The sequence below is a fragment of the Saccharothrix texasensis genome, from assembly GCF_003752005.1.
Lineage (GTDB): Bacteria > Actinomycetota > Actinomycetes > Mycobacteriales > Pseudonocardiaceae > Actinosynnema > Actinosynnema texasense.
Genome location: NZ_RJKM01000001.1, coordinates 4,694,751 through 4,719,112, shown reverse-complemented (window position 1 = coordinate 4,719,112; position 24,362 = coordinate 4,694,751). Strand labels below are relative to the sequence as shown.

26 protein-coding genes are annotated in these 24,362 nt (G+C 73.7%); 9 read left to right on the top strand and 17 right to left on the bottom strand.

Going from position 1 to position 24,362, the window contains the following annotated elements; genetic code table 11:
* Positions 1 to 116 precede the first annotated feature (116 nt).
* Together EDD40_RS20160 and EDD40_RS20155 are read right to left on the bottom strand one after the other, a co-directional pair.
* Complete coding sequence (locus EDD40_RS20160; protein WP_170185146.1) at positions 117 to 1,559, bottom strand: glycerol-3-phosphate dehydrogenase/oxidase; 1,443 nt, start codon at positions 1,557 to 1,559, stop codon at positions 117 to 119.
* The gene (locus EDD40_RS20155) at positions 1,556 to 2,122 is read right to left on the bottom strand and encodes a TetR/AcrR family transcriptional regulator (protein WP_123744302.1); all 567 of its coding nucleotides are present in this window, start codon (positions 2,120 to 2,122) and stop codon (positions 1,556 to 1,558) included. Before EDD40_RS20155 ends, EDD40_RS20160 begins: the two co-directional genes overlap by 4 nt.
* Positions 2,123 to 2,138: 16 nt before the next feature.
* Here EDD40_RS20155 and EDD40_RS20150 point away from each other — a divergent pair, with 16 nt between their 5' ends.
* The 3 genes from EDD40_RS20150 to EDD40_RS20140 are packed head-to-tail and all read left to right on the top strand — an operon-like array spanning position 2,139 to position 5,609.
* On the top strand, positions 2,139 to 3,776 hold the full coding sequence (locus tag EDD40_RS20150) for an FAD-binding oxidoreductase (RefSeq protein ID WP_123744301.1): 1,638 nt from the start codon (positions 2,139 to 2,141) through the stop codon (positions 3,774 to 3,776).
* Positions 3,766 to 4,962, top strand: a complete 1,197-nt coding sequence (locus EDD40_RS20145; protein ID WP_123744300.1) for an amidohydrolase — start codon at positions 3,766 to 3,768, stop codon at positions 4,960 to 4,962. The genes EDD40_RS20150 and EDD40_RS20145 overlap by 11 nt, the downstream gene beginning before the upstream one ends.
* 35 nt (positions 4,963 to 4,997) lie before the next feature.
* On the top strand, positions 4,998 to 5,609 hold the full coding sequence (locus tag EDD40_RS20140) for a hypothetical protein (protein ID WP_123744299.1): 612 nt from the start codon (positions 4,998 to 5,000) through the stop codon (positions 5,607 to 5,609).
* A 91-nt stretch (positions 5,610 to 5,700) separates the two neighbouring features.
* Here EDD40_RS20140 and EDD40_RS20135 read toward each other — a convergent pair whose 3' ends face one another.
* The gene (locus EDD40_RS20135) at positions 5,701 to 6,708 is read right to left on the bottom strand and encodes an NADP-dependent oxidoreductase (protein ID WP_123744298.1); all 1,008 of its coding nucleotides are present in this window, start codon (positions 6,706 to 6,708) and stop codon (positions 5,701 to 5,703) included.
* A gap of 41 nt (positions 6,709 to 6,749) precedes the next feature.
* Positions 6,750 to 7,460: a GNAT family N-acetyltransferase gene (locus EDD40_RS20130; RefSeq protein ID WP_123744297.1), complete on the bottom strand. Its 711-nt coding sequence runs from the start codon at positions 7,458 to 7,460 to the stop codon at positions 6,750 to 6,752.
* 35 nt (positions 7,461 to 7,495) lie between these two features.
* On the opposite strand from EDD40_RS20130, the gene EDD40_RS20125 reads away from it, so the two are divergent.
* Positions 7,496 to 7,903 carry a GNAT family N-acetyltransferase gene (locus EDD40_RS20125; RefSeq protein WP_123744296.1) on the top strand — a complete coding sequence of 136 codons (408 nt, stop codon included), beginning with the start codon at positions 7,496 to 7,498 and terminating at the stop codon, positions 7,901 to 7,903.
* On the opposite strand, the gene EDD40_RS20120 is transcribed toward EDD40_RS20125, so the two are convergent.
* From EDD40_RS20120 to EDD40_RS20100, 5 genes are all read right to left on the bottom strand, one after another.
* A complete protein-coding gene (locus tag EDD40_RS20120; protein WP_123744295.1) occupies positions 7,900 to 8,319 on the bottom strand; it encodes a hypothetical protein in 420 nt (139 codons plus the stop codon). The two genes, EDD40_RS20125 and EDD40_RS20120, sit on opposite strands and share 4 nt — an antisense overlap.
* Positions 8,316 to 11,084 carry an FtsK/SpoIIIE domain-containing protein gene (locus EDD40_RS20115; protein ID WP_123744294.1) on the bottom strand — a complete coding sequence of 923 codons (2,769 nt, stop codon included), beginning with the start codon at positions 11,082 to 11,084 and terminating at the stop codon, positions 8,316 to 8,318. The genes EDD40_RS20120 and EDD40_RS20115 overlap by 4 nt, the downstream gene beginning before the upstream one ends.
* A gap of 1 nt (position 11,085) precedes the next feature.
* The gene (locus tag EDD40_RS20110; RefSeq protein ID WP_123744293.1) at positions 11,086 to 11,337 is read right to left on the bottom strand and encodes a hypothetical protein; all 252 of its coding nucleotides are present in this window, start codon (positions 11,335 to 11,337) and stop codon (positions 11,086 to 11,088) included.
* A gap of 1 nt (position 11,338) precedes the next feature.
* Positions 11,339 to 11,599 (bottom strand): hypothetical protein, encoded by a 261-nt coding sequence (locus tag EDD40_RS20105; RefSeq protein ID WP_123744292.1) that lies wholly within the window; start codon positions 11,597 to 11,599, stop codon positions 11,339 to 11,341.
* Between the two features lie 138 nt (positions 11,600 to 11,737).
* On the bottom strand, positions 11,738 to 12,559 hold the full coding sequence (locus EDD40_RS20100; RefSeq protein ID WP_123744291.1) for a hypothetical protein: 822 nt from the start codon (positions 12,557 to 12,559) through the stop codon (positions 11,738 to 11,740).
* A gap of 218 nt (positions 12,560 to 12,777) precedes the next feature.
* Here EDD40_RS20100 and EDD40_RS20095 point away from each other — a divergent pair, with 218 nt between their 5' ends.
* Positions 12,778 to 13,167: a hypothetical protein gene (locus EDD40_RS20095; RefSeq protein WP_123744290.1), complete on the top strand. Its 390-nt coding sequence runs from the start codon at positions 12,778 to 12,780 to the stop codon at positions 13,165 to 13,167.
* Positions 13,168 to 13,387: 220 nt separating this feature from the next.
* Positions 13,388 to 13,531 carry a hypothetical protein gene (locus EDD40_RS20085; protein ID WP_211348212.1) on the top strand — a complete coding sequence of 48 codons (144 nt, stop codon included), beginning with the start codon at positions 13,388 to 13,390 and terminating at the stop codon, positions 13,529 to 13,531.
* Between the two features lie 13 nt (positions 13,532 to 13,544).
* Here EDD40_RS20085 and EDD40_RS20080 read toward each other — a convergent pair whose 3' ends face one another.
* The 4 genes from EDD40_RS20080 to EDD40_RS20065 form a co-directional block, all read right to left on the bottom strand.
* Complete coding sequence (locus tag EDD40_RS20080) at positions 13,545 to 14,327, bottom strand: alpha/beta fold hydrolase (protein WP_123744289.1); 783 nt, start codon at positions 14,325 to 14,327, stop codon at positions 13,545 to 13,547.
* Positions 14,328 to 14,921, bottom strand: coding sequence for a DUF4232 domain-containing protein (locus EDD40_RS20075; protein WP_123744288.1), 594 nt, complete (start codon positions 14,919 to 14,921; stop codon positions 14,328 to 14,330).
* A gap of 111 nt (positions 14,922 to 15,032) precedes the next feature.
* A complete protein-coding gene (locus tag EDD40_RS20070; RefSeq protein ID WP_123744287.1) occupies positions 15,033 to 16,127 on the bottom strand; it encodes a gamma-glutamylcyclotransferase in 1,095 nt (364 codons plus the stop codon).
* Positions 16,128 to 16,278: 151 nt separating this feature from the next.
* The gene (locus tag EDD40_RS20065; protein ID WP_123744286.1) at positions 16,279 to 16,668 is read right to left on the bottom strand and encodes a winged helix-turn-helix transcriptional regulator; all 390 of its coding nucleotides are present in this window, start codon (positions 16,666 to 16,668) and stop codon (positions 16,279 to 16,281) included.
* A gap of 95 nt (positions 16,669 to 16,763) precedes the next feature.
* On the opposite strand from EDD40_RS20065, the gene EDD40_RS20060 reads away from it, so the two are divergent.
* Positions 16,764 to 17,564 (top strand): SDR family oxidoreductase, encoded by an 801-nt coding sequence (locus tag EDD40_RS20060; protein ID WP_123744285.1) that lies wholly within the window; start codon positions 16,764 to 16,766, stop codon positions 17,562 to 17,564.
* Here EDD40_RS20060 and EDD40_RS20055 read toward each other — a convergent pair.
* A complete protein-coding gene (locus tag EDD40_RS20055; protein ID WP_123744284.1) occupies positions 17,561 to 18,547 on the bottom strand; it encodes a LysR family transcriptional regulator in 987 nt (328 codons plus the stop codon). The two genes, EDD40_RS20060 and EDD40_RS20055, sit on opposite strands and share 4 nt — an antisense overlap.
* Before the next feature lie 261 nt (positions 18,548 to 18,808).
* On the opposite strand from EDD40_RS20055, the gene EDD40_RS20050 reads away from it, so the two are divergent.
* Positions 18,809 to 19,240: a nitroreductase family deazaflavin-dependent oxidoreductase gene (locus EDD40_RS20050; RefSeq protein ID WP_123744283.1), complete on the top strand. Its 432-nt coding sequence runs from the start codon at positions 18,809 to 18,811 to the stop codon at positions 19,238 to 19,240.
* A gap of 55 nt (positions 19,241 to 19,295) precedes the next feature.
* Here the strand turns inward: EDD40_RS20050 and EDD40_RS20045 are convergent, their stop codons facing one another.
* Positions 19,296 to 20,153, bottom strand: a complete 858-nt coding sequence (locus EDD40_RS20045) for a PhzF family phenazine biosynthesis protein (protein WP_123744282.1) — start codon at positions 20,151 to 20,153, stop codon at positions 19,296 to 19,298.
* Between the two features lie 76 nt (positions 20,154 to 20,229).
* Between EDD40_RS20045 and EDD40_RS20040 the strand changes: the two genes are divergently transcribed.
* Positions 20,230 to 21,045 (top strand): LysR family transcriptional regulator, encoded by an 816-nt coding sequence (locus tag EDD40_RS20040; RefSeq protein ID WP_123744281.1) that lies wholly within the window; start codon positions 20,230 to 20,232, stop codon positions 21,043 to 21,045.
* A 33-nt stretch (positions 21,046 to 21,078) separates the two neighbouring features.
* Here EDD40_RS20040 and EDD40_RS20035 read toward each other — a convergent pair whose 3' ends face one another.
* Together EDD40_RS20035 and EDD40_RS20030 are read right to left on the bottom strand one after the other, a co-directional pair.
* On the bottom strand, positions 21,079 to 22,479 hold the full coding sequence (locus tag EDD40_RS20035) for a P-loop NTPase family protein (protein ID WP_123744280.1): 1,401 nt from the start codon (positions 22,477 to 22,479) through the stop codon (positions 21,079 to 21,081).
* Positions 22,479 to 24,290 carry a dynamin family protein gene (locus EDD40_RS20030; RefSeq protein WP_123744279.1) on the bottom strand — a complete coding sequence of 604 codons (1,812 nt, stop codon included), beginning with the start codon at positions 24,288 to 24,290 and terminating at the stop codon, positions 22,479 to 22,481. The genes EDD40_RS20035 and EDD40_RS20030 overlap by 1 nt, the downstream gene beginning before the upstream one ends.
* Between the last annotated feature and the right edge of the window lie 72 nt (positions 24,291 to 24,362).

Sequence of the window (24,362 nt, the reverse complement as noted above, 5' to 3'; positions counted from 1 at the left end):
CACCCGAAGGGGGACCTCCACCAGGAGGTCCCCCTTCGGGTGTTCTACCTCCAGAACGCGTGAGTCCTACGTTCGGAACGCGTGAGTCCTACGTTCAGGCACCCCGAGTTGAACGCTCAGGTCGCCGTCAGGGCGGCCAGCTCCTCGGCCACCTCGGCGGTGACGGCCGGTTCGGCGGCGGCGCGCTCGGCGGGCACCAGGCCGACCCGGGTGCGGCGGTCCAGCACGTCGTCGGCGGTCAGGGCGCCTTCGTGGCGGACGGCCCAGGCGACCTCGCCGATCTCGGCGACCCGCGGCGCCTCCGCGCCGTAACGAGCCGCCAGGTGCGACGGGCCGGTGACCGGTCCCGCGCCCACCAGGGGAATCCGCGCGGTCCGGCAGCGGTTCGCGGTGAGGCCGGTGGCGTCCACGGCGTCGGCGGCCATGCGGCGGTAGGTGGTGAGCTTGCCGCCGACGACCGTGGTCACGCCGTCGCCCGTCAGCACGGCGTGCCGGCGGGAGAGGTCGGCGCTGGGGCCGTCGCCGGTGTCGAGCAGGGGGCGCAGCCCGGCGAACGCGCCCAGCACGTCGGCGGGGGTGAGCTCGCGCTCCAGCACCGACGACGCGACCCGAAGCAGGAAGTCCACGTCGGACCGCGGCACGGTGGGCACGTCCGGGATCGGGCCGTCCACCGGCTCGTCGGTCAGGCCCACGTACACCCGCCGGTCACGCTGGGGCAGCACGAGCGCGAAGCGGTTGCGGGCGCCCGGGACGGGCACGGTCAGCGCCGTGCCCGACAGGCCGACGGTGGCCGCGGACAGCACGAGGTGCGAGCCCCGGGACGGGCGGAGCTCGACGCCCGGCACGAGCTCGCCCGCCCACACCCCGGCGGCGTTGACCACCGCACGCGCCCGGACGTGCAGTGACGCGCCGGTGAGCGTGTCGACCACGTGCGCGCCGCGGCCGGTGAGCCCGGTGGCGCGGGCGCGGGTGACGATCCGGGCGCCGAACCCGGCGGCGGTCCGGGCCAGGGCCACGACCAGGCGGGCGTCGTCGACCACCTGGCCGTCGAAGCTGAGCAGCCCGCCGCGCAGCCCGGCCCGGCGCAGACCGGGGGCCAACGCCATCGCCTCGACGGCCGGCACGTGGCGGGGGCCCGGCAGCACGCGCGACGGCGTGCGGGCCATGCGGCGCAGCACGTCACCCGCGCGCAGGCCGGCCATCACGACCGGGTCGTGCGCCTTGCCGTGCAGCGGCACGAGCTGCGGCAGCGCCCGCACCAGGTGCGGGGCGGTCCGGGTCATCAGGATGCCCCGCTCCACCGCGCTCTCGTACGCCAGCCCGACTTCGCCCTGGGCCAGGTAGCGCAGTCCGCCGTGGACCAGCTTGCTCGACCAGCGCGACGTGCCGAACGCCAGGTCGTGCGCCTCCACCAGGCACACCGACAGCCCGCGTGACGCCGCGTCCAGCGCGACGCCGGCGCCGGTCACGCCACCGCCGATCACGAGCAGGTCGACGGTCGCGGACGCCAGGTGGTCGAGGTCGGCGCGGCGGCGGGCGGCGTTCAGGGAGGTGGTCACGACAGCGCCGCGTCCAGGTAGGCGGCCAGCTCGGTCAGCAGTTCCTCGAAGTCGAGGTCGGTGGTGGCCGGCCGGATCGAGAGCACCAGCGACTGCGCGGTCAGCAGCACGAGCCGGGCTTGGGCGGCGGTGGAGCCCGGCCGGATGGAGCCGTCGGCGTGGCCTTCCTCGATCCGCCCGGTCAGGAACGCCTCGACGAGCCGCTGCGTGCTCCCCAGCCGCCGCACGAGGTAGGGCAGCATCAGCTCGGCGTCCAGGTCGAGCACCCGCCGCATCACCGGGTCGGCGGCCAGCAGCCGGATGCCCGCGATGGCCTGCGCCACGAGCCGCTGCCTGGCGTGCTCGCCGGTCACCTCGACGCGCTGGAGCAGCGCGGTGAACTCCCTGGTCATGAGAGCCCTGACGAGCGTGCCGACGTCCGGGAACCGGCGGTAGAGGGTCATCCGGCTCACGCCGGCGCGTTTGGCGATGTCCGTCAGCGTGGTGCGGCGGACCCCGACCTCGACCACGCAGTCGCGGGCCGCGTCGAGGAGCGCGTCATCACTGTGACGTTGAGACGTCATGTGTCACACTGTAGCGGTGACCGAGCACATCGACCACACCCTCCGGGGCAGGTGGACCACGACCGCGGGCCCGCTACCGCCGCACGCGCTGAAGTGGCTGCGGGAGCGGACCGGGCTGGGTGAGGTCCGCACGCCGGCCCGCGCGCCGGTGGCGCCCGAGTCCGCGCTGGGCGACGCGGCGCGGACGGCGCTGGGCGAGGTGGTCGGCCCCGGCTACGTGCGGGTGGACCCCGACTCGCGCCTCGGCCGGGCCGGCGGGCTGTCCTACGTGGACCTGCTGCGGCAGCGCGGCGACGGCGAGCCGGCCGTGCCCGACGCCGTGGTGCTCCCCGCCTCGCCCGAGCAGGTCGTCGAGGTGCTGGAGGTCTGCGTCGAGCACGACGTGGCGGTGGTGCCGTTCGGCGGCGGCACGTCCGTGGTCGGCGGGGTGAACGCCCTGCGCGGGGACAAGGCGGCGGTGGTCGCGCTCGACCTGAACCGGCTGGACAAGCTGGTCGAGGTCGACCCGGTGTCCCGGCTGGCCGTGCTCCAGGCGGGCCTGCCGGCGCCGAAGGCCGAACGGCTGCTGGCCGCGCACGGGCTGACCATCGGGCACGTGCCGCAGTCCTACGAGCGGGCCACCATCGGCGGGTTCGCCGCGACCAGGTCGGCCGGTCAGGCGTCCGCCGGCTATGGCCGGTTCGAGGACATGGTGGAGGGCGTGCGGCTGGCCACGCCGGTGGGCGAGTGGCGGTTGGGCGGCGCGCCCGCGTCGGCCGCCGGGCCGGACCTGAAGCAGTTGGTGGTGGGCAGCGAAGGCGCCTTCGGCGTGATCACGGAGGTCGCCCTGCGGGTGCGGCGGCGGCCGGAGGTCGAGCGGTACGAGGGTTTCGTGGTCGACGGCTGGGAGCGCGGCTCGGCCCTCGTGCGGGAGGTGGCGCAGCGGCGCGTGCCGGCGGACGTGACCCGGCTGTCCGATGTGGACGAAACCGAGGTGTCGCTGGCGCTGGGCGGCGGGTGGAAGGTCAACGCGCTCAAGGGTTACCTGAAGGCGCGGGGCGTGCGGGAACCGTGCCTGCTCGTCCTCGGCTGGCACGGCGCCTCGAAGCGCGAGGTGGCGAGGCGGCGGGCGGAGACCCTGCGCGGGGTCGAGGCGCTGTCCCTGGGCAAGGCGCTCGGCGAGGCGTGGCGGCACGGGCGGTTCAACGGACCCCGTCAGCGGGACGCGCTGATGGAGGTCGGCGTGTGCGTGGAGACGTTGGAGACGGCCACGCACTGGTCGAAGGTGTCGGACCTGCGCGCGGCGGTGCGGGAGGCGCTGGTCGACGCGCTGGGCCGGTGCGTGGTCATGTGCCACATCTCGCACGTCTACGAGACCGGCGCGTCGCTGTACTTCACCGTGCTGGCGGCCCGGGACGCCGCCGACCCGATCGGCCAGTGGCAGGTCGCCAAGGCCGCCGCGAGCGAGGCCATCACCGGGCTCGGCACGATCAGCCACCACCACGCGGTGGGCGCCGACCACGCGCCGTACCTGGAAGCCGAGATCGGCCGGCTGGGGCTGGACGTGCTGGCGTCGGTCAAGCGGACGCTCGACCCGACCGGCGTGCTCAACCCGGGCAAGCTCCTCGCTGGCGACATCGGTGCCGCGGGGCTAGCGTCGCCTGGTGACCGGTGACCTGCTGATCCGTTCCGTGCGGCCCTGGCCGAACGTCCCGGGCACGCCCCCGGTCGACGTGCTCTGCGAGGACGGGCGCGTCGCGGCGTTCGGCGCCGACGTCGACCCGCCGCCCGGCGTGGCGGTGGTCGACGGGCGGGGCGGCGTGCTGCTGCCCGCGTTCACCGACGCCCACGCGCACCTCGACTCCACCCGGCTGGGACTGCCGTTCCGCCCGCACAGCGCGGACGAGGGACTGGCCGGGTTGATCGACAACGACCGGCGCCACTGGCGGTCCGCCGAGGCGTCCGTGGCCGAACGCGCCACCCACACGCTCGGGCGGACGATCGCGTCCGGCGCGACGCACGTGCGCAGCCACGCGCAGGTGGACGTCGACTCGGGCCTGGAGAAGCTGGAAGGCGTGCTCGCGGCCCGGGAGGCGCACGCCGGGCGGGCGCACGTCGAGGTGGTGGCGTTCCCGCAGTGCGGCATCCTGCGCGAGAAGGGGACCGCCGAGCTGCTGGACGCGGCGCTGCGGGCCGGCGCGGACCTGGTCGGCGGGCTCGACCCGGCGGGCTACGACCGGGACCCGGTGCGGCACCTGGACGTCGTGTTCGGGTTGGCGGAGAAGCACCAGCGCGGGGTGGACGTGCACCTGCACGACGCCGGGACGTTGGGCGCGTTCCAGGTGGAGCTGATCTGCGAGCGGGTGAGCGCGCTCGGCATGCGGGGGAAGGTGACGATCAGCCACGCGTTCGCGCTGTCCGGCGTGGACGACTCGCGGCGGACGGAGCTGGTGGAGCTGCTGGCCGAGCACGACGTCGCGGTGACGACCGTCGCGCCGGGTGTGCGGGAACCGCTGCCGCTGCGGCAGTTGCGGTGGGCGGGGGTGCGGCTCGGGCTGGGGCAGGACGGGATCCGGGACTACTGGTCGCCCTACGGCAACGGCGACATGCTGGACCGGACGTGGCAGTTGGCCTACCGCAACGGGTTCCGGCGCGACGAGCTGGTCGAGATGTGCGTGGACATCGCCACCCGGGGCGGCGCGGCGGTGATGGGGAAGGCCCTGGGGCTCACCGAGGGCTCGCCGGCGGAGCTGGTGGTCGTGCCCGGTGACACGGTGACGGCGGCCGTGATGGACCGCGCGCCGCGCACGGTGGTCGTGCACGAGGGGCGCGTGGTGGCCGCCGGCGGCGAGGTCGTCTGACCGGGGTTGTCGGTGGTCGTCCGTAGCCTGCGCGCATGGACGTCGACATGTGGGACGGCTTGGCCGCCACCGAGCTGGTCGAGGTGAAGCGGCGTGCGGCGATCGTCGCCGAGATCGCCGAGGTGACGCCGGTGGTGGTGGACGGCGCGGAGCGGTTCGCCTGGCACGACTCCGGCGGGCAGTCGGCCGTCTGGTACTTCACGCCGGAAGGGCGCGCGCTGCTGCTGACGTTCGACCACGAGTCGGAGCTGAACCTGTACGGGAGGGGCGGTTACGCGGTCCAGGAGTCGCTCTACCGGGGAGTGCCCGAGGACCTCGTGCGCCTGGTGCGCGACCGCCCGGAGAACTACGAGTCGCTGAACCTCGTCGACGAGGCGACCGGGGCCGCGATCCACCACGCCGGCGGGGTGTTCTGGTTCGACGGCGGGCAGTGGCGGGAGGCCGAGGGGCTCTTGGCGCACTGCGCGCGGGAGGGCTTGGAGCCGATGGTCGAGTCGGGCTTCGGGTACTGCACCGAGGCCTACCTGTTCGGGCTGGAGTTCACCCCGGAGACGGTGGTCGGGAGCCGGGCCGGGTGGTACGACGACGAGGCCGAGCGGGCCGCCGCGCTGCGCGAGATCCGGGAGGTCTTCGCCCGGCACGGCTGACGGTCCGGCACGGCTGACGGTCCGGCAGGGCTGGGGTCGGGCACGCCGGCGGCGGTCGCGCATCGCCGGCGGCGCCCGACCGCCGACCGTCCTACAGGGTCACGAGGGCCTTGCCGACGTTCTCGCCGCGCAGCATGCCGATGAACGCCGCCGGCGCCCGGTCGATGCCCTCGGTCACGGTCTCCTGGTAGCGCAGCTCGTCCGAGGCGATCCAGCCGCCGACCTCGCGCACGAACTGCTCGCGCAGGTGCTCGTGGTCCTTGACCAGGAACCCGCGCAGGGTCAGGCGCTTGCCCACGGCCAGGCCGAGGTTGCGCGGCCCGGTGGGGGTGCTGGTGTTGTAGTTCGCGATCGAGCCGCACAGGGCGATGCGGCCGAACGTGGTGGCCGAGTCGATCGCCGCCTCCAGGTGCTCGCCGCCGACGTTGTCGAAGTACACGTCGATGCCGTCCGGCGCGGCCCGGTGCAGCAGCTCGCCGACGGGACCGTCCTTGTAGTTGAACGCCGCGTCGAAGCCCAGCTCGTCCACCAGGTACTTCACCTTCGCGTCGCTGCCCGCGCTGCCGATCACGCGCGCGGCCCCGCGCAGCCGGGCCACCTGGCCCGCGACCTGGCCGACCGCGCCCGCGGCGCCGGAGACGAACACCACGTCGCCCTCCTTGAACGAGGCGACGTCCAGCAGGCCCGCGTACGCGGTCATGCCGGGCATGCCGAGCACGCCCAGGTAGGCGCCGACGGGCGCGGTCCGCGGGTCGACCTTGGTCGCCTCCGCGGCGTCCACCGCGCTGTACTCGCGCCAGCCCAGGCCGTGCAGCACCGTGTCGCCCACCTCGAACCCGGGCGCCTCGGACGCCACGACCTCGCCCACCGCGCCGCCGGTCAGGGCCTCGCCGATCCCGTACGGCGCCACGTACGACTTGCCGAGGCCCATCCGGCCGCGCATGTACGGGTCCACGCTCATCACGAGGTTGCGGACCAGTAACCGCCCCTCGGCGATCTCCGGCAGCGGCACTTCGACCAGGTCGAAGTTCTCCGGGGTGGGGAAGCCTTCGGGGCGGGAGGCGAGGTGGACCTCGCGCGCGGTGCTCGGCAACGTCATAACGCGTGCAACAGCTCGGCGGCGCGGCGCTGTTCCGCCGTTCAGGTGTGAGCTGGGTCCCGCAGTGCGGTCACGCTCCGGTAGGCGAAACCGAGCCGCCGGTAGACCGCGATGGCCGCCGCGTTCGACCGGTCGACCATCAGCCCGCACGTGCCGTGCCCGGCGAGCAACGCGCTCGCGACGAACGAGCAGACCTTCGTGGACAACGACCTGCCGCGGTGGTCGGGGTGGGTGGCCACGCCCGCGATGAAGCCGACGTCGGGCGAGGGCCAGGCGTCCGCGGCGACGGCGACCAGCGCGTCGTCCACGTGCAGGCCCGCCCAGCGGACCGGGCCCGGCTCGCGGGGCCGCACCCAGGAGTCGGGGTTGGCCTTGCGCAGCAGCGCCTCGACGTCGTCGTCCTCCCCTTCGGACAGCCAGCGGACACCGGGGTCGGGGTCGAGGCCGCCGGAGCGCTCCATCCACCCGAACGTGCCGTGGACCGGCCAGTCGAGCTCGTCGGCGACGGCGGTCGCCACCACCGGTCTCACGTCGGGGCGCACGTGGGCGCGCAGCAGCGTCGAGACGTCGGCCGCGGGGCCGGTGAGCACCAGGCGGTCGAAGCGGAACAACGCGGGCGCGAGCACGGCCACCGCGTCGCCGTGCGCCCACGCCGCGCCGCCGCGGCCGGGGAGGAGGGCCTGCGCCGCCCAGCGGGCGAGGGGGTCGGGGGTGGCGGTGGAGACGTCGGCGGGGGAGGACAGCACGCGCATGACCGCATCATCACCCAAGAGCTACCCTCGCCCGCATGGACATCCGGCGGATCACGTCGTCGGCCGCGGTGATGGCGGCGGGACACCTGTTCGACGACGTGCCGCGCGAGGACGCGACCCGCGCTTTCCTGGCCGACGAGCGGCACCACCTGCTCATCGCCTACGTCGACGACGAGCCGGCCGGGTTCGTGTCCGGTGTGGAGACCATCCACCCCGACAAGGGGGTGGAGATGTTCCTCTACGAGCTGGGCGTGGACGAGGCGCACCAGCGGCGCGGGATCGCCTCCGCGTTGATCGACCGGCTGATCGGGGTGGCCAGGGAACGCGGCTGCACCGGCGTGTGGACCGGCACCGAGAAGGACAACGCCGCCGCCCTGGCCACCTACCGCCGCGCCGGCGCCGAGCTGGACTTCGACACCGTCGCGGTCTCCTGGGGTTTCTAGCGGAACAGCGCGCGCTTCTGCAGCGACTCCTCCAGCGCCCGGAACGCCAGGTCCAGGGCGGTGTTGTACTCGCGCTGGTCGCGCGGCGGCACCGACTCGTCCGGCCGCGGCACCGTGGTCATGGTGAACCACCGCTCGTCCCAGAGCAGCCCGACCACGGCCTCCCAGTGCTCCGCGACGACCTGCTTGACCAGCTTCTCCTGGTCGATGACCTCGGCCATCCGGTCCTGCGACTCGGCCAGCCGCTCCAGCAGCTGCCGCACCCGGGCCCGGTCGGCGGCGCGCAGCCGCTCCGCCGACTCACCGGCCAGCGCGACGACCTCCCGGTACCGCTCGATCGCCGAGACCGCCTCGACCTCCGGCGCGCCGTGCCCGCTGGTGCGCTGCGCGGGAACGACTGAGGCGTGGCTGATCATGTTTCCTCCCCGGTGTCGAACGGGATGACGACCTGCGGCCGCGAGTGCTCGAACCGGTCGAAGAACAGGCCGCGCCGCGGTCGCGGTGACCACGCCATGACCTGCTCCGGTCCGAACGACAGCAGCTCCTTGCCCTGGATGTCGAACGCGATCCACGCGCCGATGTCGTCGTAGACGCCCGGCGACAGGCTGTTCTTCAGCCGTTGCGCGCCGCGCCACCAGCCGAGCACGTGGGTGCGGTTCTCCGGACCGTGCTTGAGCACGGTCCGCAGGCCGTCCACCCCGGACGCCCGGGTCGTCGGGTCCTTCGCCTCCAAGAGGGTGTGCGCCGCGTCCACCGCGTAAACCACCAGATAGTGCGGTGACAGCGGCGCGCCCGTCTCGCCGGTCATGCTCGCGGTGATCCGGGCCGCGGTGTTGTCCACCAGCTCCCGGACGCCGTCCAGGCCGACCGACTCCACGGTGTGGCCCGCGTCGCTCAACCGCTTGGCCAGCCGCTGCGCGTGCGGCCAGGCGTCCTCGGCCAGGCACGCGAGGGTGAACTGGGCCTCGCCCGGCTCGTGCTGGCGGGCCAGCGACAGCGCCGCGCCGCCCAGCACGCCCGCCGCGTCGTCGGCCAGTGAGCCGAGCACCGCGATGTTGCGGCCCGGCGTGCGGGCGAACCGCACCTTCGCCGCGCTGCCCGCCACGTCGATCACCTGGCCCAGCAGCACGGTGGGGCTGCCGCCGCGGACCGGCCGCAACGCCTGGAAGTCCGGCAGCGCCCGCAGCGCGGGCACCTTGCTGCCGTCGAACAGGATCGGCTCGGTCAGGTCCGCCGGGCGCAGCCGGTGCAGCTCGGCCTGCAGGGCGTCGAACGTGCCGCGGGCGGTGGCGTCGGGGATGCGCGCGACCTCGTTGCCCGGCCGCACGCCCGACTCGTGGTTGACCACGGCGTGCCAGCGCGGCAACTCCACCGCGGCGTCGTTCTGCGGCTCGGCCAGCACCCGGCGCGCCTTGGGCAGCGCGATGCGCACGGTGAACTGCTCGAAGATCGCCGACTTGCCCCAGAACCCCTCGATGCCGGACACGTCCTGGCTGGACAGCACCAGGTGGATGCCCTGCGAGCGGCCCCGCCGGGCCACGTCCTCCAGCAGCTGGGTGGCCTGCGCGGTGACCTGGTCGCGTTCGCCGAACAGGTACTGGAACTCGTCGATCACCGCCACGATCCGCGGCCAGTGGCCGTGCGGGTCCTCCTCGCGCAACTGCTCCAGCTTGGTGACCTCGTGCCGCTTGGCCGCGTCCGCGCGCCGGCGCATCTCGTCGGCCAGGAACGCCAGCAGCGCCACGCCGAACTCGCGGTCGGTGTTGACGTTCACCCCGACCAGGCGCGCGTGCGGCAGCCACGTCGGGTCCTTGCGGCCCGGCGCGAACTGCGCGAACGACACGCCCTCCTTGAAGTCCAGCAGGTACAGCTCCAGCTCGTCCGGCGCGTACCGGGCGGCGAGGCTGCCGAGCATGGCGTAGAGGAAGTTCGTCTTGCCCGAGCCGCTCGGCCCGCCGATCAACGCGTGCGGCGACGTGTCGCCCAGGCCCACGTGCACCGGCTCGCCTTCGAGGAACCCGACCGGCGCGAGCACGCCCGCCGACGAGTCCTCCCGCCAGAAGCGCTCCGGCAGCAGGTCGGCGAACGTGCTGAGCCGGTTGCGGCGCTCCTCGCGCTGGTCCGCGATCGCCGCGCAGGCCCGGGGCACCTGCGCGCGGGGCAGCGGCGGGTCGAGCGCGACGGCCACGTGCTTGCCGGTCATCGTGCACGTGGCGGACTGGTCGGCGGCGATCGTGACGGTCTCGATCGGCGAGTTGACCGTGACCGGGATGTCGACGATGAACAGCTGGATCCCGGCCGCCAGGCCGTTGCGCGCGACCCGTTGCAGCTGCTGCTGGTGCTCCTCCCGCAGCGGCTGCCGGTTGCCGAACAGCACCGCCACCCGCCACGGCTCGGTGCGCCGCCCGCCCACCGCCCGCACCGACTGGTGGCCCTCGGTCAGCACACCGGTGTGCACGCGGCGGATGTGGTCGGACAGCTCGTCCAGCAGCTCGTGCAGCCGCGCCGGGTCGTGCACGGTCAGCAGGCCCGCCCTGGTCAGCGGGTACAGGCCGGGCAGCGCGCCGGTGAGCTGGCCGACGTCCCACACGTGGACGTGCACCAGGCCCGGCTGGAAGTGGCTCAGCACCCGCAGCAGCAGGCCCTCCACCAGCGCCTCGGCCGCGGCCCGGCTCTCGTGGGTGGAGGAGACGTGCAGGTGCGAGTGGTCCAGCAGCGGCACCGCCACCGGGAACCGCTGCGGCTCGGGCGCGCCGCGCACCACGCCGGTGCCGATGCGCCACAGCTCGGGCACGCCCTCGCCGCCGTCGGCCGCGCCCGGTGCGCCGAGCCACGCCTCGGGCGGCCAGGACGCCGGTCCCGCGCCCGCCGCGTCGACCAGCGCGGTCAGCTGGTCCGGGCCGCGCTCGGACCACTCGCGGAACGCCTCGACCCGGTCGATCAGCGCCCTCGCCAGCTGCTGCTCGAACAGCGGGTTGGCCAGCGCGTCGGCCAGCAGCGGGTCGGCCAGCGCCCGGTCGACGCCGTCGCCGCGCAGGATCACCTCGAACATGTCGCGGGCGCGTTCGTCGGCGAGGAGGCGGTGCTCGCGCGAGGCGTTGCCCAGCGCGGCGGCGACCGCCTTGCGGAACTCCTCGAAGGAGCCCTCGATCCTCCTGCGGCGCTCGTCACGCCTGCTCACGTCACAGCTCCACGGCTAGGCGTTGGACCAGTTCCAGGCTGCCCACGATCAGCTCCAACTCGTCGGCGAACCGCTCGCCGGCGGCGACGAACCCGGCGGGCACCAGGGACTCGTGGTGGTCGGCGCTCGCGTCGAGCAGGATGTCGACCGCTTCGTCCAACGCGGTCTGGGCCTCCCGCACGCTGCGGTAGGCGTCCCTGAGGAACTCGCAGCTCTGCTCGAGAGCGAGCTTGATCTCGCCTACCGAGGTCACGTCACAACCTGGAGTTGATGCTCTCGGCCTGGGAGATCCCGGCGCCGAGGTGCTGCTGCAGGTCGGTGACGCCGCTGACCACCTCGGCGAAGCGCGCGTTCGCCTGCTCCACGTCGGCCTGGACGCTGCCCTGGGTGGCCGTGCTGAGCAGTGCCTGCGCGTCCTCGGCCAGGTCGGCGGCCTGTTGCAGGGCGTTCACGCTCTGCCCCGCCTTCTCGACGGCCTGTGCGATCGCGGCGCGGACCTCTTCGATGCTGGCCATGTCGGATCCCGACCCCTCCTGGCGAACTGCTTGAGTTCCTATAGTTGAAAGTAGTACCTAAAGTTTCACGATTCACAAGCAAGATCGGCTGACCGGGTGGCGTCCGAAATCCACTCGATCGGGTCAGCGATCGTGATCTCAGTCAGGCACCGTCCACACGAATGCCGAACCCGGTGTCGCTGTCAGTTCCAACGCGGCGATTCCCGCCCGCGGCACCGGTGCGGCTGACCAGCGGGTCGACCCGGACCCGTCGGACCACTCGACCTCGGACCACCCCGAACGGCCCAGCGACGCCACGGCGTCCTGTAGCGCGACCGTGGGCGAATTAACGCTCGAACCGAGGTCGATGTGCACGCTCAGTAGGTGCCCGTGGGGAGCCACTCGGGTGATCTTGCCACTGCGGGCGACCCGGCTCGCTACCGCCCGCGCTTGCCATTCGGCGCCCGCGGACCGGTCGGTGGCCACGTCGACGCGCAACCACAGCCGCGACCCCGCCGGCGGTTCGGCGGCGGTGGTCCGTTCGGGTGCGGTCGGCTCGTCCGATCGGGCCGCACCGGTCTCGGGCCGGTCCTGCTGGGGGTCGCCACCGGCCCACGCCTCCACCAGCAACCGCTCCGCGCCCGGCACCAGGCCGTCGAGCAGCGCCGGGTCGTCCAGCACCGTCCACGCCGTCGGCGGCTCGCAGGCCACCCTGGGCGTGGGGAACTCGTCGCCCAGCCGCCGGACGAACGTGCGCACCGCGCGGGCCAGCGCGCCGGCCACGTTCTGCGTCGCGCGCTCGTCGCTGACCCGGCTGATCGTCACCGACCAGCAGCCCGGTTCCTCGTCGGAGCAGTCGAAGGCCCGCACGACCCGCCCGCCGACCTGGCGCAGCAGTGCGGAGCAGGCGGCACGCGCCTGCTGCTCGTCGTCGGCCGCCACCACCGCGGTGATCAGCAGCTCAAGGTCTTCTTCAACCATCGCGGACAAATTGTCCATGACACACGTGGGGCGCGTGAGGGTGCCACTGATGTCACCCATAAGCAGGGACTTGCGCGCACCCCTCGTGATGTCCGCTGATCAGGCTGTTTTCGCAGATCTAACCTCCGTTCACACGATGCGGTCGGCCAGGACCGGCGAAGTGCGTTGCGAGGTAACGATGTGAGCGCATGGCCGTCTACTCCACAGGAGGTTCCACCATGCGCAGCATCATCCGACTGGTCGCCGCGAGCGCCCTTTCGCTCCCGATCGTCATCGGCGCCGCGGGCATCGCGTCCGCCGACGTCGAGTTCGACCAGAACAACGCCTCCGCGTCCGCGGACGGCGCCACCCTCCACGACCTGGCGTCCGGTGCCGACGGCGAAGGCAACTCGTACTTCTACGAGTCCTACGAGCTCGCCGGCCCCTACGGCGCGGGCAACTACACCCTGCTGACGTGGACGTACGAGGGCGGTGCGGGCTACTTCGACCAGTACGCGTGGTCCAGCCCCGACGGCGCGTGGGTGGGTTCGACATCGGCCACCGCCGAAGACGGTCATTGGGTGACGGAGGATGCCGACGCCGACGTGTCGGACGACCTCGACGAGTGATCCCGTGACGGGGTGGGGCGGCGTCGCGTCCGCCGCCCCACCCGTTTCGGGTCGCTTGACCCGGAGCGCGCTCCGGGTGGTCGGATGTGCTCGTGACGAAATCGCCTGCAGGGCGAGGTCGCGCTGGTCACCGGGGCCTCCTCGGGCATCGGCGAGGCGACCGCCGTCGCGCCGGCCCGCGGGTCCTGCCGATCGAGCCGGACGTCACCGACGAGGCCGCGTGCCGGGCGGCGGTGACCCGGCGCGCGCCGTGCGCCGGCTCCAGCCGGACGACGTCGCCTGCGCCGTGCTGTACGCCGTGACCCGGCCCGAGCACGTGGCGGTCGACGAGATCCTGGTGCGCCCGACCGATCAGCCGCGGTGAGCGCCCGGCGCGGTCAGCCGAGCTCCAGCACCCGCCGCACGAACGCCACCACGTCCGCCAGCACCTCGTCCGAGTTGGTCTCGTTGAACACCTCGTGCCGCGCGCCGGGGTAGAGGCGCTCCTCGAACAGCAGGCCGCGCAACCGGTCGGTGCCGGTGCGCGTGTCCGCCGCCGGCACCAGCTCGTCGGCGTCGCCGTGCAGCCACAACGTCGGCAGGTGCTCCAGCGCGGGTCCGTAGTTCACCTCGTCCAGCGCGCGTTCCAGCGCCTGCAAGGACTCCCGCTTGTACGGCCCGTGCCACACCAGCGGATCGGCCGCGTACCGCTTGCCGACCTCCGGGTCGCGCGAGAGCAGGTCCGGGTCCAGCGGCGTGCCCTCGTCCTCGGACCCGAGCCGGTCCAGCCCTTCCCACGTGCCGAGCACCGGCGCGGACAGCACCAGCGCCGCCAACGGGTTCGACTGGGCGTACCGGGCCGCGACCAGCCCGCCCTCGCCGTGCCCGACCAGCACGGTGGGCAGGTCGGAGGCGGCCGAGCTCACCGCGGCGGCCACGTCGGCCAGCACGCCGTCGTAGTCGTCGATCAACGCCCGCTCGCCCTCGGACCCGCCGTGCCCGACGAGGTCCGCCGCGACGACCAACGCCCCCGCCCCCACCAGCGCCTCGGCGACGTGCGCGTATCTGCCGCTGTGCTCGCCGTAGCCGTGCACGAGGACGGCGAGCCAGTCGGCGTCCAGGTTGGGCCAGGTGCGGACCGCGAGCTCGCCGGCGTGGCCGGGGACGTTGGACTCGATCACCTAGGCAGCGTAGAACGCGCTGATCTCGATCTTCCCCCCGGCGCACACCGGACCCAGTCCCCACCGCAGGCTCATCGGCTGGGTCTCGTCGGGCGGGATGGCCGCCGCCTTCGCCGCCTCGGCCTGGCACGGCCGGTCCACCGGCTCGTCACCGGTGGGCACCACGGTCCAGTGCAGGTTCGCCGCCGCCGCCGCGCCGGGCGCCAGGGTCACCGGCGCGGGACCGGGGTCGGGCTTGCGCTGGAGGTCGGTCGGCAGCGCGTTGCCCGCCGCGTCGAGCAGCTGCAACCCGCTGTACCCGTTGACCGTGCAGGGCGCGGCGCCGTTGTTGGTGACCACGAGCTTGCCGTACCGGTTGCCCGCGCCCGCCTCGGTCGACTCCACGGCGCCCGCGAGCACGGCCGCGGTGCACCGGCCGGACGCGGTCGCGGGGTCCTGGGCCGAGGTCGCCGGCGGCGAGGACGGGGGAACCGGCGCCGCCGCCGCGGACGTCGTCGTGTCGACCACGATGGTCGACTGGTCGGCCGCCTGCCGGGGACTCCCGCAGGCCGCGAGCGCGAGCCCGAGGGCGCCGAGCGCCACGAGTCGCCTCATGTCCACCTCCTGGCTAGGGAACGGGTGCTTATCAGGAGGACGTACCCAACCGCCGGACGGTTGGGTGGATCGGCAAGGAATTCACTGGATCGGGCGCATCTTCGACGCCTCTCAACCCCCGACCGGTGTCGACGGGCCCGCGCCGGACCGGTCCCGCCCGGTCCACCCGCCGGCCAGGACCGGCATCCCGCCCACCGCGGCCGTCCACACGTACGTCCAGCAGACCTGCCCGTCGGGCAGCGTCACCCGCACCCGCCGGTACTCGTCGCCCTCGTACTCGTCCAGCACCGGCAGCGCGTCCTCGGGCCGTTCGAGCCGCAGCACGTGCCCCGGCACCCCGGGCCCGTCGCCGGGCCGCAACGCCGGGTAGCCCCGGCCGGTGTCGTGCAGCGTCCCCGGCAACGACGCGGCCACCGGGTCGCCGTGCGTGAACGGCTCCACCAGGTGCCACGCCGCCATCCCCGGCTGGAGCGTCCCGTAGACGAACAGCCGGTCCGGCCAGTCCTCCGGCGCCGGGTCGCCGTGCACCTGCGTCACGTCCAGCCCGTCGCCGTCCGCCGGCCGTCCGCCGAGCCTGCGCGCGGTCCGCTGGTCCACGTCGGCGCACCGCACCGGCCGGCCGTTGACCAGCAGCGGCATCCGCCTCGTGCCGGCGCCGGTGTAGGCGAGCACCGAATCCACCACGCCGCCGTTGAACAACGTCACCCGGCCGGTGTGCACGCGGACCAGCCGGTACCGCAGCCCGCGGCCCTCGCAGCGGTCCAGCACGCGCAGCTGCTCCGCGGTGGCGAACCACACCGCGTGCTCCTCCTCGACGCCCGGCGCGGCGGCGAGGGTCGCCGGCCGCTGCCCGTCGGTCTTGCGCAGCCCCGCGGCCCACACGGCGGCGAGCCCGTCGCAACGGGCCCTCAGCACGACCGCCGGGCCGGCCAGCCCCAGCTCTTCGCGCAGCCACGTCACCTTGGCCGGGTTGGCGTTGGAGCCGTACGCCAACACCGGCATCCGGCCCGCGAGCGGCGGTTCGCCGTGCGTCGCGAGCCAGTCGTCCAGGTCCTGCCCGTCGGGGGCGACCCGCCATCCGGAGTCGGCACCGGGATCGGGCGTGACCGGCCAGCCGGCGCCGTCGAGGTGCACGAAGCAGTGTCCCGGCCGAGCTCCCGGATAGGGCTCGGCCGGGTGACTATCGTCCGTGAAGGGCTGCGTCATGCCTCCCATTCTGGCAAACCACACCCGGAATTCACCGGTCGTTGGTTTTCGGCAGGCCTGAAAGATCGGAGCTTTCGCTGCCCCGTCCAGATCGGTCGCGCCTGTGGTGGCGCGACGTCGGGGGACAGGTCGGAGGTCTGAACGTGACCTGTCACACGTTCTCGGCCCGTCTCGCGTCGTACTCCTCTTGCGCCGCCATGAAGTTCGGCAGGTTCTCCTCGATCCAGCCGAACAACCCGACGATCCGCCCGGCCGCGTGGGCGCCCAGCGGGGTGAGGGAGTAGTCCACCCGCGGGGGGATCACGGGGTGGACCTCGCGGTGCACCAGCCCGTCGCGCTCCAACGCCTGCAACGTCTGGGCGAGCATCTTCTCGCTGATCCCGGTCACCGCCCGGCGCAGCTCGCCGAACCTCTTGGCGCCGCTCTCGCCGTCACCGCCCAGGAGCTTGCCGAGCACCAGGCTGCCCCACTGGCCCGTGGCGTGGTTCGCGATCACCCGGGTCGGGCAGTTGCGGTCGTACACGTCACCACGCGGCTCCATGGCAGTCACCCTACCTGCATGCTTTCTCACTCGTAAGTACCAAACTTTCGGGTAGGTACTTACCAATAGTTAGCGTGCTGCCTACGGTGTGCCGCATGACGACCTTGATCACCGGCGCGACCGGCCACCTCGGCTCCCTGATCCTCCGGCACACCCTCGCCCGCGTCCCGGCCGACCGGCTCGCGGTCTCCGTCCGCGACCCGGAGAAGGCCGAGGGACTGGGCGTCGAGGTCCGGCCGGGCGACTTCGACGGCCCCCTCGCCGACACGTTCGCCGGCGTGGAGACGGTGCTGATGGTGTCGGTCGACGGGCCGGACGAGATCCGCGTCCGCCGCCACCTCGACGCCGTGCGGGCCGCCGTCGACGCCGGGGTCCGGCACATCGTGTACACGTCCGTCACGGACGCGGACACCTCGCCGCTCGCGCTGGCCCGGGTGCACAAGGCGACCGAAGAGGCGATCCGCGCCACCGGCGTCCCGTTCACCTTCCTGCGCAACGGGATGTACCACGAGAACTACCTCCCGCACGGGCCCGGTCCGATCGTCAGCGCCACGGGTGACGGCCGCATCGCCAGCGCGTCCCGCGACGACCTGGCGCTGGCCGCCGCCGTCGTGCTCACCACCCCCGGCCACGAGAACGCGGTCTACGAGCTGACCGGCCCGCGGGCGTGGAGCTTCGACGAGCTGGCCGCGCTGGCCGGCACGACCCACCAGAAGGTGGGCGCGGCCGACCGGGTCACCGCGCTGAAGGGCTTCGGCCTGCCGGACTTCGTCGCCGAGCTGCTGGCCGACATCGAGGTCAACATCGGTCGCGGCGCGCTCGCCGAGGTCCGCCCCGACCTGGAGGAGCTGATCGGCCGCGCGCCGCGCACCATCGAGGACGCGCTGCGGGCCTAACCGCCGGCCACCAGCGCCGCGTCGACCTCCCGGTGCGCCTCGGGGTGCTCGTCCCACCACTTCGCGTACCCCGGGTTGCGGGGCAGCACCGCGCGGTAGGCCCGAGCCGCGGCGGCGAACACGTCGTGGGCCCGCCCGGCGGCGGGGCCGTCGCGGCGGGTGGCCAGCATCAGGTCCACCATCAGCGGCGCGCCGCGCAGCGGCCGGATCACGATCCCGTCCCCGCTGCGCGACTGCGGCAGCGCGAACGACACCGCGCCGTTGGCGACCAGGCTCCGGGCGGTGCTCGCCTCGTTCACGTGGTGGGTGAACCGGGGCGTGAACCCGGCCGCCGCGCACGCGGTGAAGATGCCCAGCCGGTTGCCGACCAGCTCGTCCGGCGGCGCGACCCAGTCCCGGTCGGCCAGCTGCCCGAGGTCGACCTCGTCCTGCGCGCCCAGCGGGTCGGTCTCCGGCAGCGCCACGAACTGCGGCTCGCTCACCAGCCGCCGCAGCTCCAGCCCGCGCAGCTCCCTGCGCTCCAGCCCCTCGAACCGGTCGAGCACGCCCAGCTGCACTTGGCCCGACACCAGCAGCTCGAGCAGGTCCGACGCGCCGCGGGTGATCTCGGTGCGGACCTCCGAACACGGGATCACCCGGCGCAGCTCCTCCACGAAGTGCCCGAAGAACAACGTGGGCACCCCGCCCACCAGCAGCGGGCCGGGCGTGGCCTCCCGGGTCCGGGCACGGGCCAGCGAGACGAGCTGCTCGACCTCGTCGAGCACCAGCCGGGCCGTGCCGACGACCTGTCTGCCGAGGTCGGTGGGCGGGGAACCGCCGGGCGTCCGGTCGAACAGCCGGCCGCCGACGATCCGCTCGACGGTCCGCAGCTGGGCGCTCATCGCGGGTTGCGTGAGCCCCAGGCGTGAGGCGGCCTTCGTGAGGCTGCCTTCTTCCGCTATCGCGCACACCGCGCGCAGGTGGCGTAGCTCGAGCTCGGGCATAACGCTCTTCTATCCCCCTTTCGTATGAGCCGCCAGCCCTCCGCCCGGTCATAGTTGGCGAGGTTGCCCTGCGACGGAGGAGATTCGGATGCTGCACGCGAGCCAGATCTACTGAGCGGGCTTCGGCCGTCACGCCCCACGCCACGGGAGCGGTGACGCGCCGGGGGTGTGAGGCGGCGTCTCCCACCCCGTCGGGGCCGCCGGTCGCGACTGCGGAGTGAGCGACCGGCGGCCCCGTCGCCTTGTGGGTAACGTCGAGGCATGTCAGTCCTGGACAGCCCAGTCGGCTGGGTGAACGAGCACATCCGCAAGTACGTCGAGTCCGACGGCGCGGAAGGTCACGAGTGGCAGCCCGGGGTCTTCACGCTCCTGCTGACCACGGTCGGCCGGAAGTCCGGCAAGCCCCGCCGGACCGCGTTGATCTACCAGCCCTACGGCGACGCCTACGTGGTCGTCGCGTCGTACGGCGGCGCGCCGGAGCACCCCGCCTGGTACCGCAACCTCGACGCGCGCAACGAGGCCGAGGTGCAGGTGGAGGCGGACGTCTTCCGGGCCACGGCCCGCACCGCGACCGGTGAGGAGCGCGCGAAGCTCTGGAAGCTGATGACCGAGGTGTGGCCCGCCTACGACGACTACGCCGAGAAGACCGACCGCGAGATCCCGATCGTCGTCCTGGAGCGCGTCCGGGGTTGACCGGGATGCGGTGAACCGGGTTCGGGGTCGGACCGGGTTCGGGGTCGGCCGGGGGTCAGGCGTCCGCCGGGATGCGCACCGCCGCCCCGGTCACGGTGACGCGCGGGTCGGTGGGGGAGACCGCGATCTCCAGCAGGCTGGGCCGGCCCATGTCCACGCCCTGGTGGATGGTGACCGACCTGGGTCGCCCGACCTGCCCGATCGCCCGCAGGTAACCGCCGAACGCCGCCGCCGCGGACCCGGTCGCCGGGTCCTCGACCACCCCGCCCACCGGGAACGGGTCGCGCGCGTCGAACACGTCCTCGTCCCGCTGGTGCACCAGTTGCGCGGTCAACGCGTCGTTGGCCCGCAACAGGTCGCCCAGCGCGTCGAAGTCGTACTCCAGCGCGGCCAGCCGCTCCCGCGTGCGCACCCCGAGCACGAGGTGCCTCGACCCGCCGAACGCCCAGTGCGCCGGGTAGCGGGGGTCGAGGTCCTCGGCCGACCACCCCAGCGCGCGCAACGCCTCCGCCACGTCGGCCGCCGGCGCCGGCGCGGACGTCGTCGGCACGCTGGTCAGGCTCGCCCTGCCCGGCGTGGCGGCGATCTCCACCAGCCCGGCGGGCGTGTGGAACCGCACCGTGCCCGTGCGCCCGAGCGCGACCGCCGACGCCACGGTCGCGTGACCGCAGAACGGCACCTCCATTACCGGGCTGAAGTACCGGACGTCGAACTCCGCCGCGTCACCGCGCGGGAACAGGAACGCGGTCTCGGAGTAGCCGAGGTCGGCGGCGATCTCCAGCATCGACGCCTCGGCCAAGCCGGTAGCGTCGAGCACGACACCGGCCGGGTTGCCGCCGGCGGGGTCGGTGGTGAAAGCGCTGTAGCGGAGCACGGTCGGGGTCTGCGCTGCGGGTCGCCGCGGGTTCGTCATGCGGACAGCGTCTCCCGCGAGCCGTCATCGAGTCCAACGATTCCCTGCGATGTGTCCGATCGGTATTGTCGATGCGGTGGACACCCGCCTCCTGCGCACCCTCCTGGTGCTCGCGCGCACGGGCAGCTTCACCGCCACCGCGGCGGAGCTGCACCTCGTGCAATCCACGGTGACGAGCCAGGTCAAAGCCCTGGAACGGCACCTCGGCGCGCGCCTGTTCGACCGGCTGCCCAGCGGCGCCCGGTTGACCGAGGCGGGCCGGCAGGCCGTCGAGCACGCCCGCGAGGTGCTCACCTCCGAGCAACGCCTGCGCGACGCCGTGCGGGGCAGCACGGCGGTGGAGGGCGACGTGCGGATAGCCGCGCCCGAGTCGGTCTGCGCCTACCGGCTGCCGCAGCGCGTCGCGGACGTGGCGATGCGCTGGCCGGGCATCTCCGTGCACCTCTCGCCGGCGGGCACCCGGCAAGCGCTGGCCGGGGTCCGCAACGGCACCCTGGACCTGGCGCTGGTGCTGGAGGACTCGCTGGTCGCGCCGGGCCTGAAGGTGACCGCGGTGGGCGTGGAGCCGATCGAGCTGGTGTCCGCGCCCGGCGTGGTGCTGGACGAGCGGTACTTCCTGCTGGAGGAGGGATGCTCCTACAGCGACCGGTTCGTGCGCGACCTGCCCGCGACGCCGAGCATCACCCGGTTCGGCAGCATCGAGGCCGTGCGGTCGTGCGTGGTGGCCGGGCTGGGTTGGACCGTGCTGCCCCGCGTGGCGGTCGCCGAGCAGCTGGACGCGGGCACGCTCCAACGCGTCCGCGAGCTGCCCGACAGCACGCTGTTCCTGGTCACGGACCCGCGCCGCACCCCGTCCGCCGCCGTCCGCGCGGTCGCCGCCGCCCTCGGCTGACAGCGCCGCGCCGCCGGGAGCGTCGCTGAGCCGTCACACGACCGACTGCGCCAGCATCCCCTCGCAGCTGCGCACGACCACCGCCGCCGCCCGCCGCTGCGCGTGGTCCAGCGCCGGGTCCACCGCCAGCTCCCGCCACCGCCCCAACGTGTCCAGCACCGCGAGCCGCAGCTCGCCCTCCGTCGGCTCGTACTCCATCCCCAGCCGCACCACCGGGTTCGTCCCCAGCCCGCCCACCAGCCGGGACGCCTCCGCCTCCAGGTCGCCGGGCAGCCGGGTGCGCCCACCCTGCAACGCGGCCAGCAGCCGCAGCTCCCGGAAGTCGTGCGCCGAGGCCAGGATCCGCTCCACCGACGCGGCCAGGCCGACCGAACCGGGCCGCGGCTCGGCGCGCAGCACCACGTCCAGGCCCAGCAGCGCGGACCGCGCCTTGAGCACTTCCCGCCGCTCGGTGAAGTAGACGCCGATCGAGTCGCGCAGCTCGCCGAGCCCGCTGCGCTGCACCAGTTGCCCGGTCAGCTTCACCTGCGTGTCGAAGCCCTGCCGGATCAGCGTCGTCGTCAGCCGCACGCCGAAGATGCCGAACCGGTCCACCAGGCCCCGCCGCACCGCCGGGTCCAGCCGCACCGGGAAGTCCTCGCCGACGAACCGGTCCGCGGACAGCAGGTGGCCGTCCAGCTCCGCGCGCGCCAACGACGCCAGCGCGGCCAGCGCGGTGAACTCCTCCGCCCGCAGGGTGCGCGCGGCCACCGCGAGCAGGCCCGCCACCGCGACCACGTTCTGGCACAACGGGGTCACCGTCGCCTCGCGCCGGTACCGGCGGGCGATCTGCTTGGCCGACGACAGCGCGTCGATCCGGCCGCCGCCGATCTCGTCGGCCCGCGACAGCACCAGCACCGTGTTCACCGGCGCGACCCGCGCGACGGGGTGGTCGTGCGCCGTGCGCAGGAACTGCGCGTCCGCGGTGTGCATGTGCCTGGTCAGGTACAGCACCGCGTCGGCCTCGCCGTAGACGTGCTCGACCGGCGCGCCCGCCGGCGTGTCGATCAGGGTGAGGTCCCGCAGCGACCGCGACGGCCACTCCACGGTCACCCGCTCGGCGTCCGGCGCGTCCACGAACGCCTTGCCGTCGCGGCGCAGCACCGGCACCTCGTACTGGCCGACGTGCGCCCTGGGCTGCGGCCCGTCCTGGTACCACGTGGTGGCGCCGGTCGGCGCGAACTCCTCGCCGATCAACGCGCTGACCACGGTCGACTTGCCCGAACGCGGCGCGCCCGCCACGGCCACGCGCACCGGCTCGCCGAACCGGGCCTGGTGCCCGCGCAGCCACGCGACCGCGCGCGGGCTGTCCCGGTAGACCACCAGGGCGTCCTCGAGCAGCGCCCAGACCTCGTCCTCCAGCGCCACGCCGGCGCCCGGTTCGCCCGCGGGCATCACGCGCTGATCCCCAGCGGCGGCGCCTGACCTCCCGCGAGCGCCTGGACCCGTTGGTAGAGCTGCACGAGGTCGTCCAGCTCCCGCTTGGCGTCCCGGTTCCGGCGCTCCCGCTCGGTGTTGTCGTCCTGCACCGCGCGGCGGGCGCTGCGGGCCGATTCGAGCAGCGTCTCCTGAAGCTCCTCGGCCAGCGTGGCGAAGTGGTTGCGCAGGCTGCGCTGGATGTGTCGGGCCGCGTCGCGGCAGTCCTTGCTGAACTTGATGAAGAAGTCGTCCACGTGCCGGGCCGCGGCGGCCTTGGCGGCGGCCTGCCTGCGGCGCAACCGCTGGTCGCCCTCGTCCATGATCGACTTGCCGCCGAACAGCGCGCCCGCGCCCAGCGAGATCGCGTTGATCAGCGGCATGCCGGCGAGGCTGGTCGCCAGGCCGAACATCAGCACGCCGCCGTAGCTGCCCTTCAGGCCCGTGAACGCCTTCTGCAGCACGCCGAACTTCTCGATCACCGGCTTGTCCATCGGCGAGACCCGGTCCAGCACGTCGTCCGGGAAGATCGACTCGGGCAGCAGGTCGTCGCGGACGACCGGGAAGCTCTTGGCGACCTTCTCGGCCACCCACTCCGAGCGGTCGAGCAGCCAGGCGAAGTTCGTGGTGGCGGCCTCGGTGAGGTTGTCCTCCAGCCAGGCCTCGAACCTGTCCCAGCCGAGCGCGGGGTCGGCGGTCTCGAAGGTCTTGTCCACCTCGCGGATGATCTTGCGGGTGCGGTCGCGCAGGTCGTACTCGATGTCGGAGACGAGGTCGGCCATCTCGTCGGCCAGCACGGTCTGCCAGCGCGCGGACCGGCGGCGCAGCTCGTCGATGCGGCGCTGCGCCTCGTTGAGCGCGGCGATCGTCTTCTCCGGGCCCTGCGCGACGCGGGCGGACAGCTCCTCGCGCACCGGCGCCACCAGCTGCTTGATCGCCGACGCGGCGGTGACCGCGACCGTGCGGCGGGCCAGCAGGTCGGCGGCGGCCACGATGTCCTGCTGCACGCAGGTCAGCAGCTCGGGGAAGCCCGACTCGGCGTTGAGCGCCTTGTCGCCGGTCTTGGCCGCGCGCAGGCGCAGCGCGGCGGAGACCGGGACCAGCTTCGCGGTCACGCCCGCGCGGGCCAGGTGCGCCCGGTTGCGCTCGACCACCCGCCGCCACTGCGCCGCGATGTCGATCTTGGTGAGGACCACGATCACGTTCGGGCACGACGTCATGACCTGCTTGAGCAGCTCCAGCTCCGAGCCGGTCAGCTCGGCCGTCGCGTCGGACACCATGAGCACGGCGTCGGCCTGGAGCAGCGCGGCGAACGTGCTCGCGGTGTGCGCGGGCCGCAGGTCGCCCACCCCCGGCGTGTCGATCAGCACCAGGCCGGAGTCCAGCAGGGCGCGCGGGATGCCGACCTCGGCGCGCACGACGTCGCCGCCGTGGCTCCGGTTGGCGCTCACCTGGCTGGCGAGCTGGTCGAGGGGGACGGGGATGCGCTCGGTGGGGGTGTTCGCGATGGACGCGCCGCGCACCAGTGCCGCCGACGGGGTCTCCGCGTGCTGCACGAAGGTGGGCACGGTGGTCGTGACGTCGTCACCCACCGCGCACACCGGGGCGTTCACCATCGCGTTCACGAGCTGGCTCTTGCCCTGCTTCGGCTCGCCGATCACGAGCACGCGGAGCTTGGGGTCCAGCTGGCGGGCGCGCTTGTCGCGCAACCGTTCGGCCAGGTCGGGCCGGTTGTGCGCAGCGCAAGCCCGGATCGTGTCGTCGAGCACGTCGAGCCAAGGCGCGGACATCACCCCGCAGAGTGTGCCGGTAAAACCCGTCCGGGTGAAAGTCCGGACACGCTTCGGGCACGTTCCGGGCAC